Raw genomic sequence first — 12,986 nt, 5'->3', positions numbered from 1 at the left:
AGCCGAGAGGCAAGTCACCAGCGAAGGGCCGCGGATCACCCCGGATGGATGAATACGAAGATCGGTTCTGGACGAGCCGCGACGGCCTCGAGCTGCATTATCGCGACTACGCGGGCGCTGCCCCGGCGAAGGCGCGCCCGCCCGTGGTCTGCCTGCCGGGGCTCACGCGCAATGCGCGGGACTTTGCCGAGGTGGCCGAGCACATCGCCCCGGGCTGGCGGGTGATCTGCCCGGAGATGCGCGGGCGCGGCGACAGCGAATATGCCAAGGACCCGGCCACCTACAACCCGGTGCAGTACGTCGAGGACTTGCGCGAACTGCTCGCCCAGCTCGGGATCGAACGCTTCGTCGCGATCGGCACCTCGCTCGGCGGGCTGATGACACTGGCGATCGCGGCGGACGAGCCCGGGCGGATCGCCGGGGCGGTGATCAATGACGTCGGCCCCCGCCTCGAACCATCCGGTTTCCAGCGGATCAAGGACTACATCGGGCAGGGACGCAGCTATCCGACCTGGGTTCACGCGGCGCGCGCGCTCGAGGAGAGCCAGGCCACGGCCTATCCCGGCAAGGACCTCAACTTCTGGATTGGCATGGCCAAGCGGCTGATGACCATTTCGGGCAACGGACGGATCGTGTTCGACTACGACATGAAGATCGCCGAGCCGTTCATGGAGATCGAGGCCGATGCGCTGCCCGATCTGTGGCCCGGCGTCGAGGCGCTGCGCGGGCGTCCGGTGCTGGTCGTGCGCGGTGCGCTGTCCGACCTGTTCTCGGCCGCGACCATGCGCGACATGCTCGCGCGTCTGCCCGAGGCGGAAGGACTGACGCTGCCCGGCGTCGGCCATGCGCCGCTGCTGACGGAGCCCGACAGCATCGCCGCGATCGACCGCCTGCTGGGCGAGGTCGCATGAGCCTGCGCTTTCTCCATCTCCATTCGAGCTTTGATTCGGGCGGCAAGGAGCTGCGCGCGGCGCGGCTGATGAATACGTTCGGCGAGGCGATCGCGCACGATGTGGTGAGCGCCGAGCCCGGTGCGCTGGGTGCGGCCTCGGCGATCGCCGCTGACATCCGGGTCGCCTACCCGGCCGATTTTCCCGCGCTTCAGGGCAAGCCGACGCCGGCGCGGCTGCGCGAACTCGCGCGCGCCATGGCCGGCTACGACCTCGTGCTCACTTACAACTGGGGCGCGATGGACGCGGTTCTGGCGCATACCGTGTTTCGCAAGACCGACGCCCTGCCGCCGCTGATCCACCACGAAGACGGCTTCAACGAGGACGAATCGGGCGGCCTCAAGCGCTCGCGCAACTGGTTTCGCCGGATCGCGCTGGCGCGCAGCGCCGGGCTGGTCGTGCCCTCCAAGCGGCTCGAGGCGATCGCGCTGGGGCCCTGGCAGCAGCCGCGCGGGCGGGTTCAGCTCATCCCCAACGGTATCGACATCGCCGCTTATGGCCGCAAGCCCAGTGCCGACGCGCTGCCGCGCATCGTCAAGCGCAAGGATGAAGTCTGGCTCGGCACGCTCGCGGGGCTGCGCCCGGTCAAGAACCTGCCGCGGCTGGTGCGCGCCTTCGCCGCGATGCCCGGGAACTGGCAGCTCGTGATCCTCGGCGAGGGCCCGGAACGCGCCGCGATCCGCGAGGAGGCGCTGCGCTGCCAAGTGGCCGATCGCGTCCATTTGCCCGGCTTTGTCGCCAAGCCGTCCGAGGCGGTCGGTCTTTTCGACCTCTTCGCGCTTTCCTCGGATTCGGAGCAGTTTCCGATCTCGGTGGTCGAGGCGATGGCCGCGGGGATCGCGGTCGCGTCTCCCGATGTCGGCGATGTGGCCGGTATGGTTTCGCCCGACAACCGCCCCTTCGTCGTGCCCGCGGACGACGAGGCGGCGCTGGCCGACGCGCTGGTCACGCTGGCAAGCGATCCTGCGTTGCGCGATCGGATCGGCCATGCCAACCGCTTGCGCGCGCTAGCGGAATTCGACGAGCCGCGGATGATCGGACGCTATCGGCGCCTCTACGCTTCGGCCATGGGTCTCGACCACCTGCCCTGAATCGTGCTCGGGCGACGCCTCGCGGAGCCGTTCAGCGGGGCTTCAGCGCGGGACAGGCAGCGATCCTGCGTTGAAATACCGCGCCCTTGCGCTAAAGAGCCCGGCACATTTGCCCGCAATCCGGAAAGCGTATTCCCTTGGCACTGCCTCCCTCGGACAAGAATGCTCCCGCCGACAAGGCCGCCCAGCGCAAGGCGGCGCAGGACGACGTGTTCATGCGCGAAGTCGACGATGCGTTGCGGCAGGACCAGTTCGAGGGCTTTTTCAAACGCTTCGGCATTCCGGTCATTCTCGTCGTCGTGCTCGGTCTCGGCGGTTTCGGCGGATATCTGTGGTGGAGCAACCACCAGAAGTCCGTCCGCGACGGCAACGCGGAAACCTTCATCCAGGCGCTCGACGACGTCGATGCCAGCAATTTCGATGCCGCGAACGACAAGCTCGCGGCACTTGGCCAGGATGCGGAGGGCGGCAGCGCCGCGTCGGCCAAGCTGATGCGCGCGGGAATCGCGCTCAAGCAGGGCCGCAAGGACGAGGCGATCGGTCTCTACAAGGAAATTTCCGGCGACGCGTCGGTGCCGCAGCCGCTGCGCGATCTCGCGACGGTTCGCGAAGTCGCGGCGGCCTACGACACGATGAAGCCGCAGGAGATCGTCGACCGGCTCAAGCCGCTGGCGCAGCCGGGCAACCCCTGGTTCGGTGTCGCCGGGGAGATGACCGGGTTCGCTTATCTCCAGCTCGACAAGCGCGATCTCGCCGGCCCGCTTTTCGCCAAGATTGCGCGCGATGAAAGCCAGCCCGATTCGCTGCGCAGCCGCACCCGGCAGATCGCCGGCGTCCTCGGCGTCGATGCGATCGAGGACGTGATCGAGAACAGGCCGGGCGGCGATGGCAGCGGCGGCGTCGGGCAAGAAAGCATCGCGGGCGCCCCGATCGCGGCGCAGTGATGCATGAAGGTGAGGATACAAGCCGAATGAATTCCCGTAAAACGATCCAGGCTCCGTCGCGCCGGGCAGCCACGCTGTTCGTGCTGGCGATGGTGCTGGCCTTGCCCGGCTGCAAGATCTTCGGCGGCAAGGACGGCCCCAAGACGCCGACCGTGGGTGAGCGCATTCCGATCCTGTCGCGGATCGAATCGGGCGCGCAGGTCGATCCGATGCTCGAAGGCGTCTCGGTCATCCTGCCGCCGCCGACCGTCAACGAGGAATGGGCCCAGGCGGGCGGCAACGCCGGCAAGAGCTATGGCCACCTCGCGCTGTCCGCTTCGCCGACGCGGATCTGGACGGCCCAGGTCGAAGGCTCGTCCAACAAGCGGCGGCTTGCCGCCTCGCCCGTCGTGGGCGAGGGCAAGCTCTTCGTCATGGACACCGCGGGCATGGTTACCGCTTTCGACGCCGGCACCGGTGCCAGGCTCTGGTCGAAGGACATGGGCGTGTCGGGCGATGGTTCGAGTTCGGTGTTCGGCGGCGGCGCCAGCTACGACAACGGCCGGGTCTACGTGACCAACGGGATCGGCCAGGTCGCCGCGCTCGAGGCGAGCGACGGTAGCGAGATCTGGAAGGTCAAGCCCTCGGGCCCGCTGCGCGGCTCGCCGACGGTCGCCTTCAACTCGGTCTACGTCATGAGCCAAGATAACCAGATCTTCGCGCTCAACGCGGCCGACGGCTCGGCGCTGTGGACCGAATCGGCCTCGATGGAGCAGGCGGGCGTGTTCGGCGTTGCCGCTCCGGCTGCGGGGCAGGGCACCGTGATCGCGGGCTATTCCTCGGGCGAACTGGTCGCCTATCGCTATGAGAACGGCCGCCAACTCTGGTCCGACGCACTCGCGCGCACCTCGATCTCGACCGAGGTCGGCAGCCTGTCCGACGTCGATGCCGACCCGATCATCGATCGCGGCCGGGTCTACGCGCTCGGCCAGGGCGGCCGCATGGCGGCTTACGAACTCGTGTCCGGTCAGCGTATCTGGGAACTCAACCTCGCGGGCATCTCGACGCCGATCGTGGCGGGCGACTGGGTGTTCACGCTGACCGATCATGCCCAGTTCCTCGCGATCCAGCGCGGCAGCGGCAAGGTGCGCTGGCTCAACGAGTTGGCCGAGTACCGCAAGCCGAAGAAGAAGAAGGACCGGATCTTCTGGGTCGGGCCGGTGCTCGCGGGCGGACGCCTGTGGGTGGCGAATTCGCAGGGGCTGGTCGCCTCGGCCGATCCCGCCAACGGCACCATGACCAACTTCACCGAGCTTAACGACCCCGTTTCGCTCGCGCCGGTGGTCGCCAACGAGACGCTCTACATCCTCGACGACGGCGGCAGGATCAGCGCCTACCGCTGAGCCGGCCCGCCCGCGTTAACCCGATCCTGTCCCGCCGCCCCGCGCCGGGACAGGCCGGACATGTTTGACGCGGCTTAACCTTTTCGCGCTAGGCGAGGGCATCATGAGCCAAGCCAAGCACGAAACCGCCGCGCCTCCCGTGAGCGACGTCTCGGTCGCGGTGGGTCTCGTCGGCCTGGCCGGGCTGCTGTTCTGGGTCCTGGTCTGCCGCAACTGGCCCGCGATCGCGGACGCCCTGGCGATACCCGGTCCGCGCGCGCGCATGTCCGGTCCCTATGCCTCGGTGGCGACGATGCTTTTCACCGGCGCGCCGATGGTGCTGTGGTCGGTCCTCGTCGACAAGGTGCACTTGCGCCCCTCGACCGGGATCGACTGGTCGCTGCGCCGTCCCGCGCGCGCCACGCTCGACGTCTCGATCACCAAGCTCGGCGGCTTGTGGGCGACCTTCGCCATCATCGGTGCGTTCTACTGCCTGGGTCGATGGTACTGGGACGGGCAATACCTGTTCGCGATGGAAGTGATCGGCGCCGCCGCGCCCATCGTCTTCGCGCTTTCGATTCCCTACGTGCTCTGGCTCGACCGCTACATGATCGAGCCGCGCGACAGCACCTGGCACTTCGGCGCGATGCTGATCGGGCGCGAGGCCTGGGATGTCGGGCAGGTCAAGAAGCACGCGCGCGCCTGGGCGATCAAGGCGTTCTTCGGCGCCTTCATGATCTCGATCCTGCCGGGCGGCTTCGCGCAAGTGGTCGAAGCCGATTTCGGCGCGATCGGCATGGACCCGGTGCGGCTCGCCGACGTGCTCGTCGCGGGGCTCTTCGTCATCGACGTGCAGATCGGCACGGTCGGCTATCTCGGCACGCTGCGCCCGCTCGACGCGCATATCCGCAGCGGCAATCCCTTCCTCGCCGGCTGGGTCGCGGCGCTGATGTGCTATCCGCCGTTCGTGTGGGGCACGATGGGCCGTGCCGACGTGCTCGCCTACGAAGTCAACACCGCGGGCTGGGGCTACTGGCTGCAGGGCCACACCGCGCTGCTGTGGGTCTGGGCGGCGCTGCTGGTGTGCCTCACCGCGGTCTACGCCTGGGCGACCTTCGCCTTCGGCCTGCGCTTTTCGAACCTCACCTATCGCGGCGTGCTGACCAACGGTCCCTACCGCTACACGCGGCATCCGGCCTACTTGTCGAAGAACCTGTTCTGGTGGTGCTCGTCGATGCCGTTTCTCGTCACCAACGGGTCGCTCACCGATATGGTGCGCAACACGGTGATGCTCTCGGTCATCAGCACGATCTATTACTGGCGCGCCAAGACCGAGGAAGCGCATCTGCTCGGCGAAGACCCCAAGTACCGCGAATACCACCGCTGGATGGCGGAGAATGCCTTGATTACCCGCGCCTTCGCGATCGTCGGCACTCGCCTGCGTCCGCGCTCGCCGGAGGTGCAGCCGGCCGAGTAGCGTCCCGCGCGTCAGCCGTCCGCGCGCACAACCATGGTATCGACGGCGATCCAGGAGAGCATGGTGTTGGCCTTGCTGCCGATCGTCAGGTGGCGAAGGCTGCCCGAACCGTGGGTGCCGAGCACGACGAGATCAGGGCCGTATTCGTCGATGGCGTCGGCGACGCATTGCTCGGTCCCGCCCTTCATCGCGCGCGTTTCGACGCGGCCCTTGATCTCGGCCAGTTCCGGGGATGCAAGGAAGGCGGTAAGCTCGGCCTCGTTTTCGCTGCGCGTTTCCTCCAGCGTATGGCTCGGCGCCCGCAGGCCCTCGTAGCCGACGTGGAAGGCATGAACGGCGATGATCCGCGCGTCCGGGAACATCGCGCAGGCAACCAGTAGCGCCTGTCTGGATGCCGCCGACAGATCGACCGGCAGCAGGATGCGGCGATAGGGCGCCTTCGGCCGCTGCTTGACGACGAGGACGGGAACGGAGGCCTTGCGCAGCAGATAGTCGATCGCGGTGCCGAGCAGATAATCGGTCACCTGATTGTATCGCGCCACGCCGGCGACGATCAGCCGTGCACCGATCCGCTCGGCCTCGGCGGCGAGCGCCGAGGGCGGCGATCCGTGCAGTAGGGCGATCTCGACCGCGCCGGCGTCGTCGGGAAGGACTTGCCGGACGCGGGCCTCGATCGCTTCCGGGTCCATCGTCTCGTGGCCATCCGGATCGAGAACGTGCGCCACTCTGACGGGGCAGCCGGACTGCCTGCCCAGCATGATGGCGCGATCGACGGCGCGATCGCTGCGCGCGCTCAGATCGGTTGCGATCAGGATCGGGGCATTGGCATCGAGCATCGTTCGCGTGACCTCCTCGGTTTGCGCGAGCCAGCATAGGGGCAAAGCGGACCGCCTGTCAGCCCGCCTCCGCCCGGCGCCAGGACCGCGCGACCGGCGCGGAGATCAGAAGCTTTCTTCGTAGACCCGCGCGATGTCGCCGCCCCATTCGCCATGGAACTTGTCGAGCAGGCGCTGGGCGGGGACCTTGCCGCTCTTCACGATCTCGCCGAGCGGTTCGAGGAAGCCCGTCTCGTTGTTGCCCATGCCGTCCGTCCGGTCGCGGGCGGCGAGGCCCGAGCGGGCGATGGCGAGCACTTCGCCGGCGATGTCGCGCAACGTGCCGCCGCCCGGCACCGGCGCGTCGAGCGCGAGTTTCGGCACGGCGTTGCGCAGCGCCTCGCGGCCTTCCATGTCCCAGTCCTTCACCAGATCCCAGGCGGCGTCGAGCGCGCCCTGGTCGTAGAGCAGCCCCACCCACAGCGCGGGCAGCGCGCAGATCCGGCCCCACGGGCCGCCGTCGGCGCCGCGCATCTCGAGGAACGACTTCAGCCGCACTTCGGGAAAGGCGGTGGAAAGGTGGTCGGTCCAGTCGCTCATGCGCGGACGCTCGCCCGGTAGCGCGGGGAGCTTGCCCGCGATGAAGTCGCGGAACGACTGGCCCGCCGCGTCGATGTAGCGGCCCTCGCGGAACACGAAATACATCGGCACGTCGAGCATGTAGTCGACGTAGCGCTCGTAGCCGAAGCCCTCGTCGAAGACGAAGGGCAACATCCCGGTGCGGTGCGGATCGGTGTCCGACCAGATGTGGCTGCGGTAGGAAAGAAAGCCGTTGGGCTTGCCCTCGGTGAAGGGCGAATTGGCGAAGAGCGCGGTGGCGAGCGGCTGGAGGGCGAGGCTGACGCGGAACTTCTGCGCCATGTCCGCCTCGCTCGAATAGTCGAGGTTCACCTGGATCGTGCAGGTGCGCAGCATCATGTCGAGACCCATCGTGCCGACGCGCGGCATGTGGCGCAGCATGATCGCGTAGCGGCCCTTGGGCATGACCGGCAATTCTTCGCGGGTCTTGTCCGGCCACATCCCGAGCCCGAGGAAGCCCTTGCCGGTGCGGTCGCCGATCGCCTTGACCTGCGCCAGATGGCGGCCGGTTTCGTTGCAGGTCTGGTGCAGGTTGTCGAGCGGGGCGCCCGAGAGTTCGAGCTGGCCCGCCGGTTCGAGGCTGACGGTGCCGTCCTCGCCCCTCATCGCGATGACCTTGCCGCCCTCCTCGACGGGTTCCCAACCGAACTCGGTCAGCGCCATGAGCAAGTCGTGGATGCCGCCGGGCTCGTCGTAGGAGGGGGCGTGGTGATCGGCACGGTCGTAGACGAGCTTCTCGTGCTCGGTGCCGATCCTCCATTTCTCGCGCGGCTTCTCTCCGCCGGCCATGGGCTCAGCGAGCTGGGTTACCGATTCGATCTCCGGATCGAGCCGATCCGACACCTCGCGCGTGCTCATGCGCGCCGAATTAGGAGCGCCATGCCGGTTACGCCAGCGTTTTGTTCGGTTTGATCACCAGTCGCCGACGGTGCCCATCCACAGGCCGCATCCGGCTATGGCGGCGGTTTCGCCGCGCAGGATGCGCGGGCCGAGCGAAATGCCGACGGCGGCATCATGGGCGCGGACCGCGGCGCGTTCGGCCTCGTCGAAGCCGCCTTCGGGGCCGACGAGCAGCGCGGCGGGCCCCGCGTGCCGCGCGAAGGCGCCTACGGCGGGCTCGCCGCCCAGCTCGTCGGCGAAGTATAGCGCGCGCTCAGCGGGCCAATCGCGCAGTAGCGCCTCGAGCCCGAGCGGTTCGGCGAGTTCGGGCAGCGCGGTGCGCGCGCATTGCTCGGCCGCCTCGGTCACGATCGTTCGCGCGCGATCGGCGTTGAGCTTGTCCGCGACGCAGCGGCGCGTCACCAGCGGCTGGATGCGCCGCACGCCCAGTTCGGTCGCCTTCTCGAGCACGAGGTCGAAGTTCGGCTTCTTCAGCAGCGCCGCGCAGAGCCAGAAGTCGGGCACCTGCTCGCGCGGTCGCAGCCGTTCGCGCAGCACCAGCAGGACCTCGCGCCTGGCGACGGCACGGACCTGCGCGGCCCATTCGCCGGTCTCGTCATCGCACAGGATCACCGCGTCGCCCTCGGCCACGCGCATCACCCTGGCGAGGTAGTGCGCCTGGCCTTCGCCGATCGCGATCTCGCCGCCTTCGACCAGCGGCTCGGACACGAACAGGCGTGGGGCGCTACGCGGCGGCCAGGCGGGTGTCGCGACCAAGCCTCGCCTTGCCCTACTTCGCGAGCGTCTTGAGCAGGGTTTCCATCTGTTTCACTCCCGGGTCGAGCGTGTCGAGCGGAATGCGTTCGTTGAGGCCGTGGGCGAATTCGTCGTCCGAGCGCATGAACACCGGCGAGACGCCGAAGGCGGGAATGCCCTGCGCGCGGAAATGCATCGAATCGGTCGCGCCCGCGCTCATGTTGGGCACGATCGCGGTGCCCGGCGCACGCTCCTCGACCGCCGTCTTCACCGCCGCCATGACCTTGGGATCGAGCGGTGTCTCGATCGATTCGAGCGTGCCATTGTCGCGGAACGCGAACTGGATACGATCGTCGGCGACGATTTCCTGCAGCCGCGCCTCGATGCCCTCGCGGGTCTGGCCGGGGAAGATGCGGCAGTTGACGTTGGCCTCGACCGACTGCGGCTGTGCGTTGCGGGCATGGCCGCCGTCGATCATCGTCGGAATGCAGGTCGTGCGGATCACGCCGATCCAGCTCGGCTCGTCCGACAGCACGGCGGCGGCCTCGGCATCGGCCGGATCGGCGACGAAGGCGCGCATCGCCGCGCCAAGCTCGGCGGGCGCCTGCGGCGCGCTGCCCTCGAGATAGGCCTTGGTCAGCGGGCTCAGCATCGGTTCGAACTTGTACTGCCAGATCCGGTCTAGCGCGGCGCCCATCTCGGCGATGATGTTGACCTTGCCCGGCCGGCTCGAGTGCCCGCCCGGATCGGTCAGCGTCAGAACGTAGTCGGTATAGGTCTTCTCGCCCGCCTGCACGCCGTAGAACATCGGCTTGCCCTCGCTGGTGAGCACGCCGCCGCCCGAATCGACGTTGAGCACCAGTTCGGCATTCGAAAGCGCTTTCGCCATAGCCTTGGTCGTGGCCATCTGCGTTTCCTCGTCGCCCGAGAAGGCGAGGATCACGTCGCGCGAAGGCACCCAGCCCTGGCGCTTGAGGTCGAACATCGCGGCCATCGCGATCGCGAGGTCGCCCTTGTTGTCGATCGCGCCGCGACCGAAGAGGTAGCCGTCCTCGATCACCGCGGTGAAGGGATCGCGCTCCCAGTCATCGGGCTTGGCCTCGACCACGTCCATATGGGCGATGATCACCAGCGGCTTGGCCTTGCCGTCCTTGCCCGGATAGCGCGCGGTGAGATAGCCCGTCTCGCCCAGTGGCGTGAAAGTGACGTCGTCCTCCGCATAACCGGCGGCGAGGAAGCGCGCCTTGAGCTTCCGCGCCAGTTCGGGGACCTTGCCGCGCCCGGCGACGGTCGGCACCTCGACCGCCTCCTTGAGGATCGCGAGCGCATCCTTGCCCGCTTTCGTGCTCGGCTCGTCGGCGGCGTGGGCGGGAACGGCGGCGAACGCCAGCAGGGCGGGGACAACGACTTTCGCGAGGGTCATGGAGCATCCTTGGAAGAGCGAGCGATGCGCCTTTCTTGCGCGAAGCGGCAACAAGCGCAATGCCCGCGCGTCGCCGCAGCATGACAGCGGCGGACAACTCGGCTAGGCCGGATGAGTGAACGCCCCGCTTTCCGAACCCGGCCCCGCGCGCGAGATCGTGCCAGACAGCCAGCACCGAGGCCTCGTCGCGCTGTTGCCGCCCGGCCCGCGCGCCTATGCCCAGCTTGCCCGCTTCGACCGGCCGATCGGCTGGTGGCTGCTGTTCTGGCCCTGTGCCTGGGCCGTGCTGCTCGCGGGCGGCGAAGCGCGCTGGGCGCTGATCGTCTGGCTGCTGGTGGGCGCCATCGCGATGCGCGGCGCCGGCTGCGTCTACAACGACATCGTCGACGCCGATCTCGACCGGCAGGTGGCGCGCACCGCCGCGCGTCCGGTCGCGAGCGGGGCGGTGAGCGCAAAGGCGGCGTGGCTCTGGCTCGGGGCGCTGTGCGCGGTCGGCCTCGTCGTGCTGCTGCAATTGCGCTTGCCCGCGCAGATCGTCGCGATCGGCGCGATCCTGCCGGTCGCCGCCTATCCCTTCATGAAGCGCATCACCTGGTGGCCGCAGGCCTGGCTCGGACTGGTGTTCAGTTGGGGGGCGCTGGTCGGCTGGATCGAGGTGCGCGGCGACGGCCTCGCCACGCTGGCGGCGCTCTACGCCGGCTGCATCGCCTGGGTGGTGGGCTACGACACGATCTACGCGCTGCAGGATCGCGAGGACGACGCGCTCGTCGGCATCCGCTCGTCTGCACTGCGCCTCGGCAAGCGGGTGCGGCCGGGCATCGCGGCGTTCTACACCGCTGCCGTCGCCTTTTGGGGCCTCGCGTTCTGGCTCGCGCGCGGCGACTGGCTGGCGCTCGCCGCACTGGTGCCGATGGCGCTGCACCTCGCGGCGCAAGTCGTGATGCTCGATGTCGCGGACGGCGCCAGCGCGCTCGACCGGTTCCGCTCGAACCGATTTGCCGGGGTGCTGATGGCGCTGGCCTGCTGGGTCGTCGGCAATGCCTAGTGTGTAACCTCTACCGCATGACGAAGGGTATCGACGAGGTCGCGCGTCTCTTCGATGTGCTGCCCGAACGCGGCGCCAACTTCGGGGAAGAGATCTATCCCGGCTATTCCGGCCTCGTCGTTGCCGAGGGCCGGGCGCGGGCGATGACCTGGGGCTTTCCGCTGGTGCTGAAGGGCAGGCAGGGACAGCCGCTGAAGCCCAAGCCCGTTACCAACGCGCGCGAGGACAAGCTGCTCACCGGCTTCTGGCTGCCGAGCTTCAAGGCGCGCCGCTGCCTCATCCCGGTCAGCCGGTGGGCCGAGGCCGAGGGCAAGCGCGGCCAGATGACGCGCACCTGGTACGCGCTCGCGGCGGAAGAGACGTTCGCCGTCGCCGGACTCTGGCGGCCGACCGAGGAATGGGGCGACGCCTACACCATGGTGATGACCGATTCCTGCACGCAGATGGTCGCGGCCCACGATCGCATGCCCGTGATCCTCGGCCGTGAGCAATGGTCCTTGTGGACCGACGGAACGGCGGACGAGGCTCTGGCTTTATGCGTCCCGTGCGATCGCCCGCTCGACGTCGAGCGCACCGAGGAGCGCTGGGCGGGCGATCCGGCGAGCGCGAAGCCGGCAGGCGGGGACGCGGCCGATGCCAGCCCCCGGCTGCTTTGAGCGCGGCTCATTCGTAGCTGACCACCTCGAATTCGATCCCGTCCCAGTCGAAGAAGTAGAACCGGCGGCCCGGGGCGTAGTCGCCGTGGTTGAAGGGTTCGAGCCCGGCCTCGGTGACGATCTGTTCGGCGCCGTCGAGATCGTCGACAAGCAGGCCGACGTGGTTGAGCGGCGCACCCTTGGCGAAGCGCGCGTGCGGCTGGTGATCGGTATAGAGCGCGATGTAGCGGTTCTCGTCGCCGACGTGGATCGTCTCGCCGTCGTTGATGGCCGGGCCGCGCCAGCGTTCATGCCAGCCCAGCAGGTTTTGCAGGAGCTGGGACGAGCGGTCGGGGTCGCTCACGGTGATATTGGTGTGCTCGATCGTTCCCTTGGGCATCTTCGGTTCCTTTCCGGTCTGTTATTGCGTCGTGATCGGCAGATCTCCGCCGTCATTCGAATCACCGACTTGCTCAGACTGCGACCTCAAGCTAACTTTAGGTCAAGCGAAATGCGGAGAATTTGCTTGCCCGAAGACCGTTTCATCACGATCGGCACGCTGTCGGCACGCACCGGTGTCGCCGTCTCGGCGATCCGCTTCTACGAGGACAAGGGGCTGCTTCAGGCGCTGCGCACCAGCGGCAACCAGCGCCGGTTTCTGCGCTCGGACATCCGCCGGGTGAGTTTCATCCTGATCGCGCAGCGGCTCGGGCTCGGGTTGGCCGAGATCGAGCAGGAACTTGCCGCCCTGCCGCAGGGGCGGACTCCGACGCTGGCCGACTGGCAGAAGATCAGCCGCTCGATGCGCAGCCAGATCGACGAGAAGATCAACCTGCTCACGCTCACCCGCCGCAAGCTCGACGAATGCATCGGCTGCGGGTGCCTGTCGCTCACCAAGTGCGAGCTCTACAACCGCGACGATCGCGCCGCCGCGACCGGCACGGGACCACGGTTCGTTCTCGATAGCTGAC

The 12,986-nt window shown here is 68.2% G+C and carries 13 protein-coding genes; 8 read left to right on the top strand and 5 right to left on the bottom strand.

The annotated features are described in order from the left end of the window. The first annotated feature begins 44 nt into the window (after positions 1–44). From B2G71_RS08885 to B2G71_RS08865, 5 genes are all read left to right on the top strand, one after another. Positions 45–911, top strand: a complete 867-nt coding sequence (locus tag B2G71_RS08885) for an alpha/beta hydrolase (protein WP_098105406.1) — start codon at positions 45–47, stop codon at positions 909–911. After that, a complete protein-coding gene (locus tag B2G71_RS08880; RefSeq protein ID WP_098105405.1) occupies positions 908–2,041 on the top strand; it encodes a glycosyltransferase family 4 protein in 1,134 nt (377 codons plus the stop codon). Before B2G71_RS08885 ends, B2G71_RS08880 begins: the two co-directional genes overlap by 4 nt. A gap of 137 nt (positions 2,042–2,178) precedes the next feature. Next, entirely contained in the window at positions 2,179–2,985 is an 807-nt protein-coding gene (locus B2G71_RS08875; RefSeq protein WP_240530070.1) for a tetratricopeptide repeat protein, read from the top strand. A gap of 26 nt (positions 2,986–3,011) precedes the next feature. After that, positions 3,012–4,367, top strand: a complete 1,356-nt coding sequence (locus tag B2G71_RS08870; protein WP_098105571.1) for a PQQ-like beta-propeller repeat protein — start codon at positions 3,012–3,014, stop codon at positions 4,365–4,367. A 103-nt stretch (positions 4,368–4,470) separates the two neighbouring features. Next, positions 4,471–5,823, top strand: a complete 1,353-nt coding sequence (locus tag B2G71_RS08865) for an isoprenylcysteine carboxylmethyltransferase family protein (protein WP_098105403.1) — start codon at positions 4,471–4,473, stop codon at positions 5,821–5,823. Between the two features lie 11 nt (positions 5,824–5,834). Here B2G71_RS08865 and B2G71_RS08860 read toward each other — a convergent pair whose 3' ends face one another. The 4 genes from B2G71_RS08860 to B2G71_RS08845 are packed head-to-tail and all read right to left on the bottom strand — an operon-like array spanning position 5,835 to position 10,335. Further along, positions 5,835–6,704, bottom strand: a complete 870-nt coding sequence (locus tag B2G71_RS08860) for a universal stress protein (protein ID WP_141521532.1) — start codon at positions 6,702–6,704, stop codon at positions 5,835–5,837. 60 nt (positions 6,705–6,764) lie between these two features. Further along, positions 6,765–8,135 (bottom strand): glutamate--cysteine ligase, encoded by a 1,371-nt coding sequence (locus B2G71_RS08855; protein ID WP_098105401.1) that lies wholly within the window; start codon positions 8,133–8,135, stop codon positions 6,765–6,767. Positions 8,136–8,189: 54 nt separating this feature from the next. Continuing rightward, positions 8,190–8,933: a 16S rRNA (uracil(1498)-N(3))-methyltransferase gene (locus tag B2G71_RS08850; protein ID WP_098105400.1), complete on the bottom strand. Its 744-nt coding sequence runs from the start codon at positions 8,931–8,933 to the stop codon at positions 8,190–8,192. Between the two features lie 13 nt (positions 8,934–8,946). Then, positions 8,947–10,335 (bottom strand): M20/M25/M40 family metallo-hydrolase, encoded by a 1,389-nt coding sequence (locus tag B2G71_RS08845; RefSeq protein ID WP_098105399.1) that lies wholly within the window; start codon positions 10,333–10,335, stop codon positions 8,947–8,949. 115 nt (positions 10,336–10,450) lie between these two features. On the opposite strand from B2G71_RS08845, the gene ubiA reads away from it, so the two are divergent. Both ubiA and B2G71_RS08835 read left to right on the top strand, forming a co-directional pair. Further along, the gene (gene ubiA / locus B2G71_RS08840; RefSeq protein ID WP_098105398.1) at positions 10,451–11,380 is read left to right on the top strand and encodes a 4-hydroxybenzoate octaprenyltransferase; all 930 of its coding nucleotides are present in this window, start codon (positions 10,451–10,453) and stop codon (positions 11,378–11,380) included. Next, on the top strand, positions 11,380–12,036 hold the full coding sequence (locus tag B2G71_RS08835) for an SOS response-associated peptidase family protein (protein WP_098105397.1): 657 nt from the start codon (positions 11,380–11,382) through the stop codon (positions 12,034–12,036). The genes ubiA and B2G71_RS08835 overlap by 1 nt, the downstream gene beginning before the upstream one ends. A 7-nt stretch (positions 12,037–12,043) precedes the next feature. Here the strand turns inward: B2G71_RS08835 and B2G71_RS08830 are convergent, their stop codons facing one another. Beyond that, positions 12,044–12,415 (bottom strand): VOC family protein, encoded by a 372-nt coding sequence (locus B2G71_RS08830; protein WP_098105396.1) that lies wholly within the window; start codon positions 12,413–12,415, stop codon positions 12,044–12,046. Positions 12,416–12,541: 126 nt separating this feature from the next. Between B2G71_RS08830 and soxR the strand changes: the two genes are divergently transcribed. Beyond that, complete coding sequence (soxR, locus tag B2G71_RS08825; RefSeq protein WP_240530069.1) at positions 12,542–12,985, top strand: redox-sensitive transcriptional activator SoxR; 444 nt, start codon at positions 12,542–12,544, stop codon at positions 12,983–12,985. Position 12,986 lies beyond the last annotated feature (1 nt).

Origin of the sequence: Novosphingobium sp. PC22D, from assembly GCF_002556635.1 — a bacterium.
GTDB lineage: Bacteria > Pseudomonadota > Alphaproteobacteria > Sphingomonadales > Sphingomonadaceae > Novosphingobium.
This window is presented reverse-complemented; position numbering and strand designations above follow the sequence as displayed.